The following is a 21416-nucleotide window of genomic DNA, read 5'->3' on the forward strand; positions in this document are numbered from 1 at the left end:
CAGTAAGGGTGGCGAAATCGGGGAGCCGTGATTTTAACCGACATCCATTGGGGCGCAATGGCCGGCCGGCGAGCGGATTTCGTCAGAGTTCGATCTCGCCGTCGAACACGCTGACCGCCGGCCCGCTCATCATGACCGGAGAATTGCCGCCTTGCCACGCGATCGACAGAACGCCGCCCCGGGTGTTGACCGTGACCGGCGATGCGAGCAGGCCGCGCCGGATGCCGGCGACCACCGCCGCGCAGGCGCCCGTGCCGCAGGCAAGGGTCTCGCCCACGCCGCGTTCGTACACGCGCAAATGGATTTGATGGCGATCCGCGATCTGCATGAAACCGGCGTTGACGCGTTTCGGGAAGCGCACGTGGCGCTCGATCACGGGCCCATCGGTTTCCACCCGCGCCGTCGCGACATCATCGACCACCTGCACCGCATGCGGGTTGCCCATGGATACCGCCGATATCCAGCAGGTGCGGCCGCCGACATCCAGCGGCCAAAGCGTGTCGTCGCCTTCGGGTTTTCCCTGCAATCCGGTCGCATCGAACGGTACATCCTCCGGGTCGAGGACCGGTGCGCCCATGTCCACGGTGATGCTGCCGTCGCTCTCAAGCGTCGGCTCGATCACGCCGGACATGGTTTCAACCTTGATGGCGCGCTTGTCGGTCAGCCCCTTTTCGGTGACGAAACGGACAAAGGCGCGTGCACCATTGCCGCATTGCTCCACCTCGCCGCCATCCGCGTTATAGATCCGATAACGGAAATCCACTTGCGGCGATGATGTTTTCTCCACCACCAGCATCTGGTCGGCACCGACGCCGAACCGTCGATCGGCCAGCAATTGCCATTGGGCAGGAGTCAGGTCGACGCGCTGATTGATGGCGTCGATGACAACGAAGTCGTTGCCTGCGCCGTGCATTTTCGTGAATTTGAGTTTCATGGCGCGATTATAGACCGCATCGATTCAGGCATTCGGCAGCCCGGTGGTGTGTTGATCACTTCCCGCTCTTGTCATAAACGCCGGGTAGGCCCGGCGGACGGGTTTTGAAGCGCTTGTGCGCCCAGAAATACTCGGATGGCGCCTCCCGCACACGGGCTTCGATAAACGCATTCATTTGCCGCGTGGCAGCAATGATGTCACCGCCCGGATAGTTCTCCCATGCGGGATAGAAAGTGACTTTCCAGCCACGGAAATTCGGCAGGAAAGTCGCAACCACCGGAATCACCTGGGCACCGGTCGCGGCGGCGATCCGTGCCGGCGCGGTGAGTGTCGCAGCCGGGGTGCCGAAAAAGGGCACGAACTCGGCATCCTTGGCGCCGAAATCCATGTCGGGCAGCATGAAGAACGGCAAGCCTTCGCGCATCGAACGAATGATGGGCTTCACTCCCTCTGCGCGTGACAGCAGCTTGATGGGACGGAAGCGGGTACGGCCCTTGCGCAGGGCTTCGTCGAAAACCGGGTTGCGCTGCCGTGTATAAATCGAGCATAGCGACGACTCCAGCATGACGGCGACGCCGGCGACATCGAGGCAAACGAAGTGCGGGCACAACAGGATGGTCGGCCGGGCCGCAATTGCTTCCAGCGGCACCTGCGGGTCGACGACAATCAGGCGCTGGAGTCGCCTCTCCGATCCCCACCACAGCACCCCGCGCTCCAGCACACTGCGTGCATACGCCTGAAAATGCTGTCTGGCCAGCCTGCGCCGCCGGGTTTCCGGCAGTTCCGGCATGCAAAGCCGCAAGTTGATCAGGGTAATGTTGCGCCGTGAACGCACTAACAGAAACAGCAGCGATCCCACAAGATTGCCCAGCCTGCCGAGCAAGGGAAGAGGGAGCCAGTGCAGGACCCACATCACGCCGAGTAGCGCCCTCATGTCGATTTTTCCTGCGTCGATGGGGAGGTAACGCCGGCCGGCGTCTTGTAGCGGTTGTAGCTCCAGAAATACTGTGCCGGGCAGCGCGCGATCAGTTCTTCCATCGCGGCATTGATGGCGCGTGCCTGTTGGGCAGGCGTATCTCCCATCGTCTGCGTGAAAGGCACGAATCGCAGCACGAATCCTTTTCCCTGCGGAAGTCTTTCTGCATAGGCGAGAAGAATAGGAGCGCCCGTCATCTGCTGCAGTTTTGCCGGCAACGTCATGGTGTACGCCGGCTTGCCGAAGAATTCCGCCCAGACGCCTTCGCCCTGTTGCGGTACCTGGTCGGGCAACAGGCCGATCGCGCCGCCTTGCTTCACAGCTTTGAGCAGCATGCGCACGCCGGAAAGATTGGCAGGCGCCAGGGCGAGACTGCTGCGGGCCCGCGCGCCTTCGATCAGGGGTTTGAGTGCCGCCTTGCGAGGCGGGCGGTAGAGTACCGTCAAGGGTAGCCTCAGGGAAACAACCTGCGCCAGGATTTCGAAGCATCCGAGATGGGGTGTCAGGAATATCACGCCGCGTTTTGCATCCAGCGTGGATTGCACCAGTTCCCAATCCTCCATGGTTGCACTGGCAACCACGCGTTCCTGCCTCGCGCACCAGATGAAAGGCAATTCGAGGACGCTCTTGCCGGCTTCCCGAATCGCAAGCGTCAACTGGTCGGAAAATCCCGCGCGGCCGATGTTGTCACGCAACCTGGTGCGGTACGAGGCCGATCCCCACCATGCCATCCTGCCGAGCGCCGCGCCGAGTGCATGCAAGGCAGGCAAGGGCAATTTTGATAACAACCTGAACAGGAGAAGGAGCATGGACGCCGCGGGACGGAATTGTGATTTTTTTCAAGACGCGTAAAATAGCACACGTGTTACGTTGCTACATCCGCCGAGTTAATAGACAACTTGCGAGGCGGCCTACAAATTTCGCTAAAGCGTCGCAGGCTCGTGTGGTTGGCCGCGACATGGTCAATAACTTAACAGGAACCTGCGATGTCAAACGATTACCTCTTCACCTCCGAATCCGTTTCCGAAGGACATCCCGACAAGGTCGCGGATCAGATTTCCGACGCGATTCTGGATGCCATCTTCACTCAGGATCCCAAGGCGCGCGTCGCCGCTGAAACACTCTGCAACACCGGCCTTGTCGTGCTCGCCGGTGAAATCACCACGCATGCAAACATCGACTACATCGGTGTCGCACGCGAGACCATCAAGCGCATCGGTTACGACAATGCCGACTACGGCATCGATTACAAAAGCTGCGCCGTCATGGTCTGCTATGACAAGCAATCCCCGGATATCGCACAGGGCGTTGATGAAGGCAAGGGCATCGACCTCGACCAGGGGGCCGGCGACCAGGGCCTGATGTTCGGCTACGCCTGTGATGAAACGCCAGAGCTGATGCCTGCGGCGATCTACTATGCGCACCGCATCGTCGAGCGCCAGTCACAGCTCCGCAAGGACGGCCGCCTGCCGTGGCTGAGGCCGGACGCGAAGTCCCAGGTGACATTGAAATATGTGGATGGCCGTCCGGTGGCCATCGATACCATCGTGTTGTCCACGCAACATAGCCCGGACATGCAGCACAAGGCGATTGAAGAAGCCGCCATCGAGGAAATTATCAAGCCTGTGGTGCCGAAGGAGTGGCTGAAGAACACACGGTATTTGATCAACCCGACCGGCCGTTTCGTCATCGGCGGTCCGCAAGGCGACTGCGGACTGACAGGCCGCAAAATCATTGTCGACACCTACGGCGGCGCGGCGCCGCATGGCGGCGGCGCCTTCTCCGGCAAGGATCCATCGAAAGTCGATCGCTCCGCCGCATACGCGGGACGCTATGTGGCCAAGAACATCGTCGCTGCTGGCCTGGCATCACGCTGCCAGATTCAGGTCTCGTATGCGATCGGCATTGCCAAGCCGACATCGGTCATGGTCACTACGTTCGGGACAGGTAAAATCAGCGACGACAAGCTGGCGATGCTGGTGCAGGAACTGTTTGATCTGCGCCCGAAGGGCATCGTGCAGATGCTCGATCTTCTGCGTCCGATTTATGCAAAGACGGCGGCATACGGACACTTCGGTCGCGAAGAACCGGAATTCAGCTGGGAGCGTACTGATAAGGCCGACGCTTTGCGAGCTGCCGCAGGCTTGTAAATTAAGTTGCCGTACCTCACAATCTCCTATCGATCTAAAGAGGCATAGACCACATAAGGTTCAACCTTGTGTGGTCCGCTTTGCCGTCATTTCCAATTAGACAAAAGGTAGGGCATCGTGCAATCGCTCCTTCGCACTGCTGTGCTGGCCGCTCTCGTTATCAGTGCCGAGGCGCAGGCTGAAGTCGCACGCCCGATGTCCCAGGATGAATGGTGCAAGCGGTTGACGCCGCGATTGCCTGGTGTATCGATGGCGATGTGCGAAAAGGCCGCATTGGTACCGACCGGCACTGCATCATTGATGGGTTTCCCCATTCTCGTCAAACGGATCCCCGCCCGAAAGGCAGCCGGCGTGCAGCCGGTGCGTGTGCTGCTGCTCGGCTGCATACACGGGGACGAACTGACCGCATCGGCCATCGTCTTCCAGTGGCTGCAATGGATCAATTCCTCACAGGCGCAACAATTCCACTGGCATGTGGTGCCGGTCCTGAATCCCGACGGATTGCTTGCGCCGAGACCGCAACGGGTGAATGCGAACGGCGTCGACCTCAACCGCAATTTCCCGACGCCGGGCTGGCAGCAGGATGCGCCGGCCTACTGGGCAAAGAAGACCGGCAAGGACCCGCGCCGTTTTCCGGGCAAGGCCCCGCTGTCCGAACCGGAGAGCAAATGGGTCAATGATGAAATTGCACGCTTCAAGCCGGATGTCATCATTTCGGTTCACGCGCCGTTCGGTGTTCTGGATTTCGACGGCCCGGCACAGCCGCCGCGCAATTTCGGCCGCCTGATGTTCAATCGTGTCGGTATCTATCCCGGGTCGCTCGGCAACTATGGTGGAATGCACAAGAAAGTGCCGGTCGTGACCATCGAACTGCCCAACGCGGTGGACATGCCGCCGGTCGCCGAGTCGCGGCGGATCTGGCAGGACATGCTGAACTGGATAGAGAAAAATGTGGCGCAGGAAAATGCACAGCAGGCGGCCACACTGCAGCGCACCTCCGCCAAGGCGGAGAAGCCCGACTCCAGGCCGGCAACGGCCACGCGCTGAGAAAGCTACGGTATAATTTCGCCTCCAAGGAGCGTTGCAGCAAGATGATTTCATTGTCTTGTCAGGCTTGGCACCCGCATCACCGCAACCGCGCTCACGTTACTTTTTTTCTTAACGAAAGGAGGGCGTGATGAGCGCCGTTATCTCGACATCCAGCAATTCCACGAATTCTTCCGCGCAGGACTATTTCGTCGCCGACCTGAGCCTCGCGGACTGGGGCCGCAAGGAAATCAAGATCGCCGAAACTGAAATGCCGGGCCTTATGGCGATCCGCGAGGAATTCGCCGCTGCCCAGCCGCTGAAGGGCGCGCGTATCACCGGCTCGCTTCACATGACGATCCAGACCGCAGTGCTGATCCAGACGCTGGAAGCGCTGGGCGCCCAGGTTCGCTGGGCATCGTGCAATATTTATTCGACCCAGGATCATGCCGCCGCCGCGATCGCCGCTGCCGGTACGCCCGTGTTCGCGTTCAAGGGCGAATCCCTGGACGAGTACTGGGACTTCACCCACCGCATCTTCGAATGGAAAGACGGCGGGTACTCCAACATGATCCTTGATGACGGCGGCGACGCCACGCTGCTGCTGCATCTCGGCACCCGCGCCGAAAAGGATGCGAGCGTGCTCAACAATCCGGATTCGGACGAGGCGGTCTGCCTGTTCAATTCGATCAAGAAAAAGCTGGCCGCCGATCCGACCTGGTATTCGACCCGCCTGGCGCAGATCAAGGGCGTCACCGAAGAGACGACGACCGGCGTGCATCGCCTGTACCAGATGCACAAGGAAGGCAAGCTGGCTTTCCCGGCGATCAATGTCAACGACTCCGTCACCAAGTCCAAATTCGACAATCTGTACGGTTGCCGCGAATCGCTGGTCGACGGCATCAAGCGCGCCACCGACGTGATGATCGCCGGCAAGGTCGCGGTCGTCGCCGGTTATGGTGATGTCGGCAAGGGATCCGCACAGGCGCTGCGTGCCTTGTCGGCACAGGTATGGGTGACCGAGATCGACCCGATCTGCGCACTGCAGGCTGCAATGGAAGGCTATCGCGTCGTCACCATGGATTACGCGGCGGAACATGCGGACATCTTCGTCACCGCTACCGGCAATTACCATGTGATCACCCATGAGCACATGAAGAAGATGAAAGACCAGGCGATCGTCTGCAACATCGGTCACTTCGACAACGAAATCGAAGTCGCCGCGCTCAAGCAGTACACCTGGGAAAACATCAAACCGCAGGTCGATCATGTGATCTTCCCCGACGGCAAGCGCATCATCCTGCTGGCGGAAGGCCGCCTGGTGAATCTCGGTTGCGGCACAGGCCATCCGTCCTACGTGATGAGTTCGTCATTCGCCAACCAGACCATCGCGCAGATCGAACTGTTCACCAACACCAAGGCGTATCCGGTCGGCGTGTACACGTTACCGAAACACCTGGATGAAAAGGTGGCGCGCCTCCAACTGAAAAAGCTGAATGCGCAACTCACGCAATTGACCGAGGAGCAGGCAGCGTACATCGGCGTGAAACCGACCGGGCCGTACAAGCCGGAGCATTACCGCTACTAAGCCTTCCCGGAAAGGCGGCGGGATCGCTCCTTCTCCCGGGATAGGGGAAGGAGCGCATCCGAAGAATGCTTGTTGGGTTCCAGTTTTCAGGTTCGTTTTGGCTATCTCTAAGGGGACATATGCGCTTGTTACTTGCCTGGCTTATCAATGCTGCAGCCTTGTTCGCATTACCGTACCTGATGCAATCGATCCGGGTCGATAACTTTCTCACTGCACTGATTGCGGCACTGGTGCTGGGACTGGTCAATACGCTGATCCGACCCGTGCTCGTACTGCTGACATTGCCGGTGACGGTGCTCACGCTTGGTTTGTTCATCCTGGTGATCAACGGGTTGCTGTTCTGGGCCGTGGCGAGTTTCGTGAGCGGTTTCCAGGTCGCCGGGTTCTGGTCCGCGCTTGGCGGTGCGCTGCTGTACACCCTGATTTCCTGGGGCCTGTCCGCATTGCTACTCAAAAAATAATATGACGACATCTCTTTTCAGCATTGAATTCTTCCCGCCGAAAACGGCGGAGGGAACCGAAAAACTGCGTGCGACCCGCGCGCGGCTTGCGCAGCTCCGGCCGCATTATTTCTCCGTCACGTTCGGCGCCGGCGGGTCGACCCAGAAGGGGACGCTCGAGACTGTGCTGGAAATAAAAAACGAGGGGTATGAAGCGGCGCCGCATATCTCCTGCATGGGCAGCAGCAGGGAAGAATTGAGGTCGTTGCTGACGCAGTACCAGGCGCAGGGCATCCGGCGTCTGGTGGCATTGCGTGGCGATCTGCCAAGCGGTTACGGCACGGTCGATTTGTCGGCCAACCAGTTTCGCTACGCGAATGAACTGATTGAATTCATCCGCGCGGAAACCGGCAACTGGTTTCACATCGAAGTGGCAGCCTATCCGGAGGTGCATCCGCAGGCCAAGTCACCGCAAGACGATCTGCAGAACTTCGTGCGGAAAGTGAAAGCCGGGGCGAACGGGGCAGTCACCCAGTATTTCTATAACGCGGATGCCTATTTCCGGTTCGTCGACGATGCCCGCAAGGCCGGGGTGGATGTGCCGATCGCGGCGGGCATCATGCCGATCATGAATTACTCGCAGCTGATGCGCTTTTCCGACATGTGCGGCGCCGAGGTGCCTCGCTGGATACGTCTCAAGCTCGCCAGTTTTGGCGACGATACTGACTCGATTCGCGCCTTCGGCCTCGATGTCGTGACAGGATTGTCCGAGCGCCTGCTTGCAGGAGGCGCTCCCGGATTGCACTTTTATACCCTCAACCAGGCGAACGCAACGCTCGAAATCTGCCGTCGCCTCGGCCAATCCTCCATCTGAGGCCTGCGCGTCTTCCTTACTTTTCTGGCATGCGTATCAAGTTTTCGGTACGCATGCCGATAGAAAGTTGCGCCTGCAAGAAATAATGCTACGGACATGACCCAGAGTGTCGCGGAATTCCTACGAACATTAGTAGTAAAACACGATCGTTCGTACGAAGACGGACAGACCGTTTGAAATCGCTTTATTATTGTGAGGCAACTTTCTGCGGGCTGGCACATGTTATTGCAACGACGAACACAGTATCAAAAAGATAAAAAAGATGACGCAGGACGAATCGATCCTGCCGTACAACGAGGAGACAACCCATGACTTTCGCGAACTGGACAATCAGTGTCCGGCTGTATTCCATATTCGGCGTGGTCTTGCTGGCGCTGGGAGGGTTGACCGCCGTTGGCGCAGGGAATGCAGCGGGTGGCGCAGCGCAATGGATCATCGGTTGCGGACTGGCTGCGATGGCGGTCACCGCCGTCGGCGCGTGGTGGTTGATCCGCACCATCACCAAGCCGTTGCATGAGGCATTGCAGGCGGCCGAGCGCATCACGTCCGGCGACCTGACAGGAACCATCGATGTTACGCGCCGGGATGAAATCGGCAAGCTGATGCAGGTACTGCAGGCAATGAATGAGCGCCTGTTCCACATCGTCAGCGAGGTGCGTACCGGAACGACGACCGTCGCCAGCACCTCTTCGCAAATTAATCGTGACAACACCGCGTTGTCGGAGCGGACCGAAAACCAGGCAAGCTCGGTGGAAGAGACGGCCGCTTCGATGGAAGAGCTGACATCGACCGTCAAGCAGAACGCCGACAATGCGCATCAGGCGAATACGCTCGTGCTCTCCGCATCCGAATATGCGGTCAAGGGCGGCGAGGTGGTCGGCCAGGTGGTGCATACCATGGGGTCCATCAAGGATAGTTCGCGCAAGATCGTCGACATCATCAGCGTCATCGACGGCATCGCATTCCAGACCAACATCCTGGCGTTGAATGCTGCCGTGGAAGCGGCGCGCGCGGGCGAGCAGGGCAGGGGATTCGCGGTTGTCGCGGCGGAAGTGCGTACACTGGCGCAGCGCTCTGCAAGCGCGGCGAAGGAAATTAAGACACTGATCGGCGATTCGGTAGAGAAGGTGGATGCCGGCAGCAAGCTGGTCGATGATGCGGGCAAGGCGATGGAAGAGATCGTCTCTTCGGTCAAGCGCGTCGCGTCAATCATCAAGGAAATCAGCGGCGCCAGCCGGGAGCAAAGCGCCGGGATCGATTCGGTCAATAACGCGATTACCCAGATCGACGGCATGACCCAGCAGAACGCCAAACTGGTGGAAGACGCGACCCGGACGGCGGCGAGCCTGAACGAGCAGGCCGTGGCCTTGCTGAAATCGGTCGCCGGATTCAACCTGGGCGATCGGGAATACGGAAATGCGGAAGAGGCAGCCGAGCTGGTGCAGCGCGGCGCAGAGTATTACAAAATGCACGGCAAGGACGCATTGCTCGCCGAGATCAACAAGCTGGGCAAGGGGCAATTCGTCGATCGCGATCTGTATCTGATGGCGTTCGGCCTCAACGACGCGGTATTCGTCGCGCACGGCAATAATCCCCGGACGCTGGGCGCCGGTCCTGTCAGCAAGGATGTCGATGGCAAGTTTTTTGTGGTCGAAATGGCAAAGATTGCGCGAACAACCGGCCATGGCTGGATGGAATACAAATGGGCACACCCGGTGACGAACGAAATCAAGGTGAAGTCATCGTATTTCGAACGCGTTGGTGATCTGGTCGTGGCATGCGGTATCTACAAGAGCTGAAGATTCCCCTGATCCGATGCGTGCAGCAGAAAGCCGGCGCAAGCCGGCTTTTTCATTGATGCCGAACGATTTTTGTCATTCGGTGACGATGACGTCCATCGGCACGTCGTACGGGGCCGGCAGGAAATCCGCCTTCAGGCAGCGGTATGCGACGCCGACCGTCGCCGGTCGCGACGTGCCGGCCAATGTCCGGTCGTAGTATCCTCCGCCATAGCCGAGCCGAAAACCGGCGTCATTGAAACCGACGCAGGGTATGAGCAAGGCATCGGGTTGCACCTCGCCCGCCGTCGCGACCGGACCCGGAATTCCCATCGCATCAACGGCGAGCGGATCGCCCGGTCGCCATGCCATGAACATCAATGGTGCGCCTTTATCCCGTACCATCGGCAGGGCGAGCCGCACACCAAGCGCATCAAGCTTTGCATAGGCCGCGTGCAGCTCGGGTTCTCCCCGTATGGGCAGATACACGCCAAGCGTATGCGGCCGGCATGTGTGCCACCATTCAATAATGCGGTCTCCGATGGATTCGTCCTGCCGCCGGCGAACTTCCGGAGGAATCGATTGTCTAGCGGCAAGCAGTATGCGGCGCAGGTCGGTTTTGTCCATGAGCGTTTTAGTCATCATATGGCATGGTGCATGACGCAGTGTTTGCCGCAGGTGGGCGATCCTGCATGCTATTCTAGAATTCTTTTATCCAGCAATTTCAGTATCTAAAGGCGTTAGATTGATGTTTCGATTGAACAGGTTTGCCATTGCGTTTGCGACAGTCGCGGTTGTACTGTCAGCGCCCGGTGCTCATGCGCAAAAGCGCGTAGTGAATTATGCCAACGACGATGCTGCATTCCTCGCATTGCGCGATGCGTCCCGCAGCGGCGATGCGGCCAAGGCGGAAGAACTCGCCGCCCGCCTTTCCGGTTATTCCATTCCCTCCTATGTTGATTACTACCGCCTGAAAGCGCGTTTTCTTGCGACCCCGGAACAGGAAATCCGCGACTATCTCAATCGATATGCAGGCACGGCCATCGCCGACCGATTGCGCAATGACTGGCTGCTCGAATTGGGGCGTTCACGGAATTGGGCGCTCTTCGACGAGCAATATCCGCAATTCGAGCTCAATGACGATACCCAGGTCAAATGCTATGCCTTGATGTCCAGGGCTTTAAGGGGCAAAAGTGTTGCGGAGGAAGCGCGCGGCGTCCTGGTATCGCCGAACAATTACGGCGAGGCCTGTCCGGCGTTGATTTCTACCCTGGTAGGCAATGGTCAGTTCAGCGCCGGCGACGTCTGGATGCAGATCCGAATGGCCGCCGACAGCGGCTCAGTGTCCACCATCCGCCGGCTGGTCGGATTGACCGATGCGAGCGAGTCGACCCTCATGCAGGCGATCGAGAAACCCGCCGCGGTGGTCGCGCGCGGTGCCGGAAGCGGCCGGGCCGCCCGCGAAACATTCCTCGTCGCCCTTGGCCGCCTTGCCAAGGCCAATCCTTCCCAGGCAGTCAGTGCGTTGCTGGAATCGGATGACAAACTGAGCAAGCCGGAACTGGCGATCGCTTGGTCGCAGATCGCGCTCCAATCCTCTCTCAAGCTCGCGCCGGATGCCCCTGTCTATTGGCATCGAACCGCGGGTGCGCCGCTCTCGCCCGAAGGGCACCACTGGAAGGTGCGGGCCGCGTTGCGCGCGGGTGACTGGAAACTGGTCAGGTCGGCGATCGAGGCTATGCCGACCTATGTGAAGAACGACCCTACGTGGGTTTACTGGCTGGGCCGCGCTTACAAGGCGGAAGGAAAGCAGGACGACGCGACGGCGCAGTTCCTGACGATTGTCAGCCAGACCAATTTCTATGGTCAGCTTGCAATGGAAGAACTCGGCCAGAAAATCATTGCGCCGGCGCGACCCCAGCCTGTCACGCCGGAGGAGATTGCGCCGATGGCGGAAAATCAGGGCTTCCGCGATGCCTTCAAGCTGATCGACCTGAACATGCGGTTTGAAGGTTATCGTGAATGGAACTGGCAGTTGCGCAGGATGAACGAGCGTCAGCTTCTCGCTGCTGCCGAGTATGCGCGGCAAAAAAGCGCGCTTGACCGCATGGTCAATACATCCGACCGCACCAAGGTGGAAGTGGATTTCACACAGCGCTTCCCCTCGCCGTTCCGGGATGTAATGCAAACCGCGACGCAGAATCTTGGTCTCGACATGGCGTGGGTGTATGGCTTGATACGCCAGGAATCGCGTTTCATCCTCAATGCCCGTTCGCATGTCGGTGCTTCCGGATTGATGCAACTGATGCCGGCGACGGCGAAGTGGGTTGCGCGCAAGATCGGCATGAACAACTTCACGCAAGCCGAAGTAAATGATATCAACACCAATATTCTGCTCGGCACGAACTACCTGAACATGGTGCTCGGCGAACTCGACGGATCGCAGGCGATGGCGACAGCAGCTTATAACGCCGGCCCGGGACGCCCTCGCGCATGGCGCTCAACCTTGCCGAGCACGGTGGAGGGTGCCGTCTTCGCCGAGTCGATCCCGTTCAGTGAAACCCGCGACTATGTCAAGAAGGTGCTGTCCAACGCCACCTACTACGCTGCCCTGTTCGAAGGCAAGCCGCAATCGCTGAAGGCGCGGCTGGGTATGGTCGGGCCCAAGGAATTCGTGCCGAGCGAATTGCCCTAACAACTCCCTGCAAGACCTCCCGCAAGTCGCTTTCCGCCGATGCTGCCTGGCGGAAAAGCGAATTGCGGGAGGTCCTGAAGGGATATTCAACGGCATTCTTTCATGCCCGGAAAACAGCCGGCAAAGATGACTGTTTGGCAAAACAGCGCAAAACCCTTATCCTCATGGTCCGGACAACCGAGCCTTTCAGGCAGTCGTTATGCAAACCACCGAACTTGATCCCACCCTGTCACGAACCCTCGATGCCGCAGGAAATGCCGGCCTCAAGCTGGTGATCGCCAACAAGAATTATTCATCATGGTCGATGCGCCCCTGGGTCGCGATGACGGCATTCGGCATTCCCTTCGAAGAGGTCCGCCTCAGCCTTGGCCGCCCGGAGACGTCGGCACACATTGCGCAATACTCATCCGCCGGCCGGGTTCCGGTGCTGGTCGCAGGCGAAATCACGGTATGGGATTCGCTCGCGATATGCGAATACGTGGCGGAACAGTTTCGGGAAAAAGCCATGTGGCCGCTCGATGTGGCGGCGCGGGCGCATGCCCGTTCGATCTGCGCGGAAATGCATTCCGGGTTCACCGGCTTGCGGACGGCAATGTTCATGAACATCCGCGCCCGCTTTCCCGGCAAGGGCCGTACGCCGGAAGCACAGGCCGATATCGGACGCATTTGTGAAATCTGGGAAAACTGCCTGACGCGATCCGGTCCGCATAAATTTCTTTTCGGCGATTTCTCCATCGCCGACGCGTATTTCGCTCCGATCGTCATGCGTTTTCGCACCTACGATGTTTCGCTGGCGCCGGCTCTCCAGGCCTATGCCGATCGCGTCGCTGATCATCCCGCAGTGTCGCAGTGGATGCGCGAGGCCCTGGCCGAAACAGAACGCCTCGAAAAGTACGAAAGCTATCCGGATCAGACGTCGTAACACGATGAAAACCTATGTTGTCGGCGGCGCGGTAAGAGATGAATTGCTCGGCCTGCCGGTTCAGGATCATGATCATGTCGTGGTGGGTGCTACGCCCGAGAGCCTGGTCGCGCTGGGTTATACGCCGGTCGGCAAGGATTTTCCCGTCTTTCTGCATCCGGAAACACACGAGGAATATGCGCTGGCCCGCACCGAGCGCAAGACCGCGCCCGGCTACAAGGGATTTGTCTTCCACGCCGCATCCGACGTCACTCTCGAACAGGACCTGATCCGGCGCGACCTGACCATCAATGCCATCGCCAAGGCCGAGGACGGAGCGCTGATCGATCCGTTCAATGGCCGCAGCGACATCGAGCAGCGCATCTTCCGCCACGTGTCGCCTGCGTTTGCCGAGGACCCGGTGCGCATCCTGCGCGTCGCACGCTTCGCAGCGCGCTTCATTGAATTCACCGTCGCACCCGAAACCACCGCGCTGATGCGGCACATGGTGGAACAGGGGGAGGTGGATGCGCTGGTGCCGGAGCGTGTGTGGCAGGAATTGTCGCGCGGCCTGATGGAAGCAAAACCGTCGCGCATGTTCGACGTGCTGCGTGACTGCGGCGCGCTGGGACGCATACTGCCGGAGCTCGATGCGCTGTGGGGCGTGCCGCAACCGGAAAAACATCATCCAGAAATCGACACAGGTGTCCATGTCATGATGGTCATCGACTACGCTGCACAACAACGGTGCAATCTTCCAGTCCGCTGCGCAGCGCTGATGCACGATCTGGGTAAAGGGACCACGCCGGAATCCGAATGGCCGCGTCATCACGGTCATGAAGGCCGCAGTGTTGCATTGGTGGACCAGGTGTGCCAGCGACTCAAGATACCCAACGACTGCCGCGACCTGGCGCGCATGACTGCACGCGAGCATGGCAACGTCGGCCGTGCGCTGGAGTTGCGTCCCGACACCATTGTCAAATTGTTCGAGCGCTGCGACGCATTTCGCAAGCCGCAACGTTTCATCGACATGCTGCAGGCATCCGAATGTGATCATCGCGGACGCGCCGGATTCACGGACCGTCCGTTTCCGCAAGCGCCTTATCTTCGCGCCGCACTGTCTGCCGCCCAGGCAGTCAATGCAGGCGAAGTCGCCAAACATTGCGTCGACAAACCGCAGCTCATTGCGCAAGCCGTCCACGCCGCACGCGTTGCATCAGTGTCAGAATTCGTTGCTTCCTGCAGGCGCAATAACTAATTTCACCCTGCCTCCGGCATAAAACGCCACGCCGCACGGCATGGTCATTTCATCATGCATTCACGACATTACTAACAAATATGACAGTGGTGCGACGGCTTTTCATAGTATTGCCAAGCTTGTATCTCTCGCATTTTGTTAGCCACATCTTTTCGTAAAAAGCTGTAACAAGGCAAAAACCAGTCGTACTCCTCGTGTGAATTACGGTAACATTGCCTGCGAGTAATCGCCGGCCTTCGGCTCTACATCACGATGGCTGTGTCCATGTCTGCGGCGCTCACAAAGCGTTGTGCAATGCCATAGCGAGAATCCCCATGCCGACTAATACCGCGCTCGCGCCGGACGAACATAACCGGAACCATGCCGGTGCCGTCAACAAACTAAATACCTCCAACGACATCCCATTTGAAGTCGCCGACCTGCTGATCGCATATCTCGAGCAGATCGGTGTCGAATATATCTTCGGCGTTCCCGGGGGGGCGATCGAGCCGCTTTACAATGCGCTTGCGAGAAGTGAGCGGCGGGGCGGCACGCGTCCCATGCTTGCCCGCCACGAGTCCGGTGCGGCGTTCATGGCGGATGGCTATGCGCGCGAGACCGGCAAGCTCGGCGTCTGCTGCGCGACCTCCGGTCCGGGTGCAACCAATCTCATTACCGGCGTCGCATGCGCGTACGACAACAGCATTCCGCTTCTCGTGATCACCGGCCAGCCGGCGTTGCCTGCATTCGGCAAACGGGCATTGCAGGAATCCTCCTGCACAGGCATCGATACGCTTGGCATGCTTAGTCATTGCACGCATTACAACTCGCTAGTCTCGCATCCGGAACAACTCGAACAAAAGCTCATCACTGCGCTCATGCGCGCCACCCGCACACCGCGCGGTCCGGTGCATTTGTCGTTTCCCGTCGATGTCTTCCGAAGTCCGTCGAAAACGGCCGCCTATGATTTGCGGACCCTGTTGCAGCCGCCTGCCATGCTGGACGAGAACGCGACCGAGTCGCTGGCGAGGCTGGTGAAGGAGTCGAACAACGTCGTCATAGTGATTGGGGGCTGGTGCGGCGAAGCGGCCGGCGTCATTCTGCAATTCGCCGAACTCATCGGCGCCACCTTCGTCACCACGCCGGACGGCAAGGGCTTCATCAATCCCGATCACCCTTTGTACCGGGGCGTTTTCGGCTTTGCCGGGCATGTATCCGCCGATGCCGCGCTGCGCGTTGAAGCTGTCGACCTGATCATTGCCATCGGCACCAGCATGGGCGAATGGACCAGCAGCGGATGGAGCGAGTCGCTTCTCAACAAAAAGCTCGTGCACATCGATGAATCGGAAGACCACCTGGCCCGCAGTCCCATAGCAAGACTGCATGTCAGGGGCCGCATCCTGTCCGTATTCGGCCGGCTCGCGGAACTCATGCGCGAAGACATGGGCAACCCCGCGCGCGCTCATACAAAGCCGTCGTTTCAGGAGGTCAATCGCCATCTCGTCCTGGCGGAAGGGGAAAAATGCGCCAGCGATGCCCTGCCGATCAAGCCGCAGCGACTGATGCGGGAACTCGGACAACTGTTCCCGGAAAGCACCCGCTTTCTGGCGGACGCCGGCAACAGCATGGCCTGGGCCGTGCATTACCTTCACCTCTGGGATCGCAGGCGAAGTGAGCGCCGCATCGGCGGCAGGGAACCCGCTCCCGGACGGCGCAAAAGCGAAGGCGGCTGGCTGCGCGTCACGGTGGATTTCGCGCCGATGGGATGGGCAATCGGCGGCGCGGTCGGCACCGCCGCCGGCAATCGCGACGTCCCCGTGGTGTGCATCACCGGCGACGGCAGCATGCTGATGAACGGACAGGAACTTTCCGCGGCCCTGGCGGAAGAGTTGACCGTCATCTTCGTCGTCCTGAACGATGCCGCGCTCGGCATGGTGAAGCACGGCCAGCAGCTCGCGCGCGCGGAGCGGATCGCATTCAAGCTGCCGGCCACGGATTTCGCGGCCATGGCGCGCGCAATGGGTGCGCATGCCTGCACCATTCGCACGCCGGAGGATTTTGCGGCGCTTGATATGGATGCGATCTGCAAGCGCAAGGGGCCGACCCTGCTCGATGTGCATATCGATTCGGAAGAGGTGCCGCCAATGAGCCTGCGGATGCGGACATTGGGGACCGTCGTCTAACAACATTAATAAAAAAGGAGTATCAATGGAACGGCTGAATGGAAAAATCGCCTTGATCACCGGCGGTGTCAGTGGAATCGGCCTGGCAACGGCCCGCCTGTTTCACGAGCAGGGCGCCCGTCTCGCCGTAACCGGACGGGATCGCGACAGTCTCTCGCGCGCGCAGGAAGAATTCGGGAACGATGTCCTCGTCGCTCGAAGCGATGCGGGAAAGTTAAGCGAGATCGAATCGTTGATCGGGCAGGTTAAAGAGCGGTTCGGCCGCCTCGATGTGCTGTTCGTCAATGCCGCGATTGCCAAACCGGCGCCATTCGTATTCGTCACCGAAGAGCAGTTCGATGAAACTGTCGGCATCAATCTCAAGGGCGTATTCTTCACGATCCAGAAGGCGCTGCCTCTGTTTACCCACGGCGGCTCGATCATCGTGACCACCTCCATCGCCAACCAGATGGGTTCACCGAACTTCAGTGTGTACAGCGCAAGCAAGGCGGCATTACGGTCACTCGTGCAAACCCTGGGGCTCGAGCTGATTGCAAAGGGCATCCGCATCAACGCGATCAGCCCCGGGCCCATCTCGACCCCGATGTTCGATCGCTTCGGCCTTCCGGACGACATGGTCCAGGGCATCAAGGGCGAAATCGAACGGAAATCCCCCATCAAGCGATTCGGCACGCCTACGGAAGTCGCCAAGGCAGCGCTGTTCCTCGCCACGGACGAATCGTCTTACATCGTCGGCGACGAGCTCGTGATTGATGGCGGCATGAGTCTGCTTTAAGTAAAGGTTGATTTAATCATCATGAGTGAATTAATCGGTCAGGTGATCCGCACCGAATTGTGGGAAGAAGAGGCCCAGCCCGACAATCCCTACTCCGCGGAAGCTTGTTATTGCCGGGGCTATGATGTGTATGGTGATGTGCTCGGCAAGGCAGGCTATCTCGAATATCTTTATTTGCTGTTCAAAGGCGAACGTCCTGATGCACAGGCACTTGCGCTGCTGAATGCTCTGGCGGTGGCGTTGGCAAATCCGGGGCCACGTGATCCTTCCGTCCATGCCGCGATGGCGGCGGGCGTCGGAGGATCGACAGCGGCGTCTGCTCTGATGGCTGCATTGGCCGCTGGGGCAGGCTCCTTTGGTGGCGGACGAGAAATGTTTCTGGTTCTTGAAGCATGGCATGAACGGGGCAACGATCTTCAGGCGTGGATTTCCGGCCTGAGCGATCCGGCGCAACCTACGCGCATGCAGGTTTGGCCGCATCCGGAACACCCTCCGGGATTCGAGCCGTATGGACGTGAATGTGCCAAACCGGCAATCCAGACACTCACGACGCTTGCAAACATTGCTCCTGGCGGGCACGCATCATGGTTGCTCGGCGAACGGATAGCGCTTGAGCGTGCCGCGGAGCGGCCGCTGGCAATGATTGGTGCGGCGGCGGCGGGGTTTATGGATCTGCGCTTTTCACCTGGCGAGGGCGAAATGTTGACCTTGCTTCTGCGCCTTCCAGGCGCGGCCGCGCACGCGTTGGAACAGGGCAGGCAAGGCTTCCGGAATTTTCCATTCTTCGCATTGGATATCGAGAATGATCCGAAGGGCAGCACAGCGAAGGATGTAGCGTGAAAAGTAAGCATCCGTTACAAGACTACGAAGGGCCGTTGCGGACGAAAATGGGCGGTTGCTTTCCTGGTGAGCGAGCCGTTTTCCGTGGCCATGACCTGCATGCCGATTTGAAGGAACTGGACTGGGTTGAGTTGTATACCTTGGGTATCACGGGGAAGCGATTTCTACCGGCGCAAGTCAAGCTGTTGCATGCGCTCTGGACCTACACGAGTTATCCGGATGCGAGACTTTGGAACAATCGCGTAGCTGCCTTGGCCGGCAGTGCCCGAAGTACGGGCGCACTCGGTGTTGCTGCCGCCATCGCCGTTTCCGAGGCGGCCATATATGGGTGGCAGCCGGAACTCGCGGCAGCCGATTTTCTCGTGCGCGCACACGAATGCGTCATCGCCGGTCAGTCCCTGCAAGACATTTTGACGCTGGAGTTGGAACGGCACCGATATATTCTCGGATATGGTCGACCGGTGGCCACATCGAAAATTGACGAACGGATTCCCGCGGTGCTCGCCCTCATGGAGCGGGAGAATCTCGAGCAAGGGCCGTATCTTCGACTGGCTTTTGAGATCGAGCGGACATTGTTTCAAATGGGACGAAAGCTTCCCATTAACTATGCTGCCGTGACAGTCGCCATCCCGCTCGACATGGGATTTTCACCACGCGAGTGCTACCTTTTCGTCTTGCCTTCATTTCAAGCAGGAATGCCCCCATGCTATCTGGAGGCCGCGGAGCGGCCTGAAGGCGCAACATTCGCTCTCAAGTGTTCACAAGTCCATTATGCGGGTCCGGCGAAACGTCGTTGGAGCGATTCGCAATGACGATAAGAAGAGACCGAGCAAGGGAATTCAAATGAAGTTACATTGGCCATCCCGTATTCTGTGCGGCGCTGCTTTGCTAGCGACCATGGGCAGCGTGAAAGCGCAGCAAAGCGACGAAGAAGAACTGGCGCTGTCCTATGGAGACAAGGCATCTGTCAGTATTGCGACCGGAAGCCAGCAATCACTGTCCCGGGCACCGGCCGTGGCGTCGGTGATTACCGCGCAGGACATTCAGGCAATGGGTGCGATCGATCTGAATCAGGTGCTTGAAAGCGTACCCGGTCTGCATGTATCCATGTCATCCCTTACCTCAAACCCGATCTACAGCTTTCGCGGAATAAGTACTACATATAATCCCCAGGTGTTGATGCTGGTGAATGGGCTGCCGATCACCAATGTGTTTGTCGGGAACCGAAGCCTGGCATGGGGCGGGATGCCACTCGAGAATGTCGCGCGCATTGAAGTCATACGAGGCCCAGGCTCCGCCCTGTATGGCGCGGATGCTTTTTCGGGTGTCATCAACATCATTACGAAAACGGCAAAGGAAATTAAAGGGACCGAGTTCGGCGCCCGCATTGGCAGTTTCAACACCCGTGATGCTTGGCTTCAGCATGGAGGCAATCTTGGTCCGGTCGAGGCTGCGCTGTTCCTCCGTGTAGGACATACCGACGGCCAGGATGGGATTATTCAACAGGATGCGCAGTCTGCGTTGGACCGTATCTTCGGCACTCGCGCCTCGCTGGCACCCGGTCCGGTCAATGCTTCCCGCAATGCGCTGGATGTGAGAGCGGATCTCTCTCTGGACGCATGGCGTTTTCGAATGGGTTACCAAAAGCGCGAGGTCGGTATCGGTGCGGGCCTGGCCGAAAGCCTTTCCCCTGAAGATAAGATGCCTGAGTCCAGGCTGTATCTCGATCTCAACTATCACAACAACAATTGGATGCCGAACTGGGATATATCAGGCGTCCTGGGATACTACGACATCAAGGAGAAGGCCGGCAATCCTCCGTTCACGCTCTTTCCGCGGGGAGCTTTCGGCGGTGTTTTTCCGAATGGAGTGATAGGAAATCCAGCGCATTCGGAACGTCATGCGCATATGAGCTTTTCTGCGTTTTACACAGGATTTGAAAAACATCGCGTTAGAGCTGGCGCCGGTCTGCGACTCGAAGATTTGTATTCGGCGACGGAGACGAAGAACTACAACATCGTCACCGTCCCCGGCGTCGGTCCGGTATTCACCCCGCTGCCGGGGCTCATCGATGTGACCGGCACGCCGCTGGTGTATATGCAGCCGCACAAGCGCAATCTGGCTTATGTGTTCGCCCAGGATGAGTGGAATATGGCGAAGGACTGGACCCTGACCGCCGGTGTGCGTCATGACCGTTATTCCGACTTCGGCAGCACGACGAATCCGCGGCTGGCGCTGGTCTGGGACGCGGCCTATAACGTCGTCGTCAAGGCGCTGCATGGCCGGGCTTTCCGCGCGCCGAGTTTCACCGAGCTGTACAGCATCAACAATCCGGTCACCATCGGCAATCCGCGATTGCGGCCAGAGACGATTGCCACCAATGAGCTTGCGCTCTCGTGGCAGGCGGCTTCCAACCTGCAGACCAATCTGAGCCTGTTCAATTACCAGATGCGGGAGATCATCCGCTTCGTCCCGAATGCGGACCCGACGACCGGCTCGACAGCGCAGAACAGCGGCAGCCAGTCCGGACACGGCTTCGAGTTCGAAACCACCTGGGACGCCACCCGGACGCTTCGTTTGACGGGCAGCTGGTCGTACCAGCGATCCACTGATGACGTGACAGGCGAAGACGCCGGGCTGGCGCCGCACAAGCGCTTGTTCGTGCGAGCGGACTGGCGTTTCGCGCCACTCTGGCAGCTCGGCACCACCATCAATCATGTCGCCGACCGGAAACGGCAACCCGGCGATGCACGGCCACCCGTCGCGGATTACACCACGGTCGATCTCACGCTTCGCCGTGAAAAAATCGCGGGCAACTGGGATTTCCGCGCGACCGTCCTGAACGTATTCAACCGTGATGCCAGGGAGCCAAGTCTGGCACCGGGCAACATTCCCTACGATCTCCCGCTTCCGGGCCGTGCTCTCTATGTCCAATTGCAGCACAGTTTCTAGTCGGCTCGTCGGTCCGCATCGCGGCATGGCTGTGCTGAACGGCAGGTTCTTCCGGCATGTGGTGTCA

At 59.2% G+C, this 21416-nt stretch carries 18 protein-coding genes and 1 riboswitch; of the genes, 14 read left to right on the forward strand and 4 right to left on the reverse strand.

Annotation, left to right across the window (positions count from 1 at the left end; all coding sequences use genetic code 11):
- Window positions 1-82 precede the first annotated feature (82 nt).
- From dapF to V7080_RS00320, 3 genes are read right to left on the reverse strand one after another with little or no spacing between them, the layout of a single operon-like run.
- Entirely contained in the window at window positions 83-934 is an 852-nt protein-coding gene (gene dapF / locus V7080_RS00310; protein ID WP_334186396.1) for a diaminopimelate epimerase, read from the reverse strand.
- A gap of 55 nt (window positions 935-989) precedes the next feature.
- A complete protein-coding gene (locus tag V7080_RS00315) occupies window positions 990-1868 on the reverse strand; it encodes an LpxL/LpxP family acyltransferase (protein ID WP_334186397.1) in 879 nt (292 codons plus the stop codon).
- Window positions 1865-2719, reverse strand: coding sequence for a lysophospholipid acyltransferase family protein (locus V7080_RS00320; RefSeq protein ID WP_334186398.1), 855 nt, complete (start codon window positions 2717-2719; stop codon window positions 1865-1867). Before V7080_RS00320 ends, V7080_RS00315 begins: the two co-directional genes overlap by 4 nt.
- Window positions 2720-2896: 177 nt before the next feature.
- Here V7080_RS00320 and metK point away from each other — a divergent pair, with 177 nt between their 5' ends.
- The 6 genes from metK (at window position 2897) to V7080_RS00350 (ending at window position 9787) form a co-directional block, all read left to right on the forward strand.
- Complete coding sequence (gene metK, locus V7080_RS00325; RefSeq protein WP_334186399.1) at window positions 2897-4060, forward strand: methionine adenosyltransferase; 1164 nt, start codon at window positions 2897-2899, stop codon at window positions 4058-4060.
- Window positions 4061-4177: 117 nt separating this feature from the next.
- The gene (locus tag V7080_RS00330) at window positions 4178-5107 is read left to right on the forward strand and encodes a M14 family zinc carboxypeptidase (protein ID WP_334186400.1); all 930 of its coding nucleotides are present in this window, start codon (window positions 4178-4180) and stop codon (window positions 5105-5107) included.
- A gap of 20 nt (window positions 5108-5127) precedes the next feature.
- A riboswitch (S-adenosyl-L-homocysteine riboswitch) is annotated at window positions 5128-5210 on the forward strand.
- Window positions 5211-5237: 27 nt separating this feature from the next.
- Entirely contained in the window at window positions 5238-6674 is a 1437-nt protein-coding gene (gene ahcY / locus V7080_RS00335; RefSeq protein ID WP_334186401.1) for an adenosylhomocysteinase, read from the forward strand.
- Window positions 6675-6793: 119 nt separating this feature from the next.
- Window positions 6794-7135, forward strand: a complete 342-nt coding sequence (locus V7080_RS00340; protein ID WP_334186402.1) for a phage holin family protein — start codon at window positions 6794-6796, stop codon at window positions 7133-7135.
- Window position 7136: 1 nt separating this feature from the next.
- Window positions 7137-7988: a methylenetetrahydrofolate reductase [NAD(P)H] gene (metF, locus tag V7080_RS00345; RefSeq protein ID WP_334186403.1), complete on the forward strand. Its 852-nt coding sequence runs from the start codon at window positions 7137-7139 to the stop codon at window positions 7986-7988.
- 308 nt (window positions 7989-8296) lie between these two features.
- A complete protein-coding gene (locus V7080_RS00350) occupies window positions 8297-9787 on the forward strand; it encodes a methyl-accepting chemotaxis protein (protein WP_334186404.1) in 1491 nt (496 codons plus the stop codon).
- Window positions 9788-9862: 75 nt separating this feature from the next.
- Here V7080_RS00350 and V7080_RS00355 read toward each other — a convergent pair whose 3' ends face one another.
- Window positions 9863-10393 carry a 5-formyltetrahydrofolate cyclo-ligase gene (locus tag V7080_RS00355; RefSeq protein WP_334186405.1) on the reverse strand — a complete coding sequence of 177 codons (531 nt, stop codon included), beginning with the start codon at window positions 10391-10393 and terminating at the stop codon, window positions 9863-9865.
- A 121-nt stretch (window positions 10394-10514) separates the two neighbouring features.
- Here V7080_RS00355 and V7080_RS00360 point away from each other — a divergent pair, with 121 nt between their 5' ends.
- The 8 genes from V7080_RS00360 (at window position 10515) to V7080_RS00395 (ending at window position 21349) form a co-directional block, all read left to right on the forward strand.
- Window positions 10515-12461: a lytic transglycosylase domain-containing protein gene (locus V7080_RS00360; RefSeq protein ID WP_334186406.1), complete on the forward strand. Its 1947-nt coding sequence runs from the start codon at window positions 10515-10517 to the stop codon at window positions 12459-12461.
- Between the two features lie 199 nt (window positions 12462-12660).
- Window positions 12661-13383, forward strand: coding sequence for a glutathione S-transferase family protein (locus V7080_RS00365; RefSeq protein ID WP_334186407.1), 723 nt, complete (start codon window positions 12661-12663; stop codon window positions 13381-13383).
- 4 nt (window positions 13384-13387) lie between these two features.
- On the forward strand, window positions 13388-14620 hold the full coding sequence (locus tag V7080_RS00370; RefSeq protein ID WP_334186408.1) for a multifunctional CCA addition/repair protein: 1233 nt from the start codon (window positions 13388-13390) through the stop codon (window positions 14618-14620).
- 314 nt (window positions 14621-14934) lie between these two features.
- A complete protein-coding gene (locus tag V7080_RS00375) occupies window positions 14935-16782 on the forward strand; it encodes a thiamine pyrophosphate-binding protein (protein WP_334186409.1) in 1848 nt (615 codons plus the stop codon).
- Window positions 16783-16807: 25 nt separating this feature from the next.
- Entirely contained in the window at window positions 16808-17557 is a 750-nt protein-coding gene (locus tag V7080_RS00380) for an SDR family oxidoreductase (RefSeq protein ID WP_334186410.1), read from the forward strand.
- 21 nt (window positions 17558-17578) lie between these two features.
- A complete protein-coding gene (locus V7080_RS00385; protein WP_334186411.1) occupies window positions 17579-18397 on the forward strand; it encodes a citryl-CoA lyase in 819 nt (272 codons plus the stop codon).
- Window positions 18394-19209 (forward strand): hypothetical protein, encoded by an 816-nt coding sequence (locus V7080_RS00390; RefSeq protein ID WP_334186412.1) that lies wholly within the window; start codon window positions 18394-18396, stop codon window positions 19207-19209. Before V7080_RS00385 ends, V7080_RS00390 begins: the two co-directional genes overlap by 4 nt.
- Before the next feature lie 31 nt (window positions 19210-19240).
- Entirely contained in the window at window positions 19241-21349 is a 2109-nt protein-coding gene (locus V7080_RS00395; RefSeq protein WP_334186413.1) for a TonB-dependent receptor plug domain-containing protein, read from the forward strand.
- Window positions 21350-21416 lie beyond the last annotated feature (67 nt).

The sequence above is a fragment of the Noviherbaspirillum sp. genome (genome assembly GCF_036846085.1).
Classification (GTDB): domain Bacteria; phylum Pseudomonadota; class Gammaproteobacteria; order Burkholderiales; family Burkholderiaceae_D; genus Noviherbaspirillum.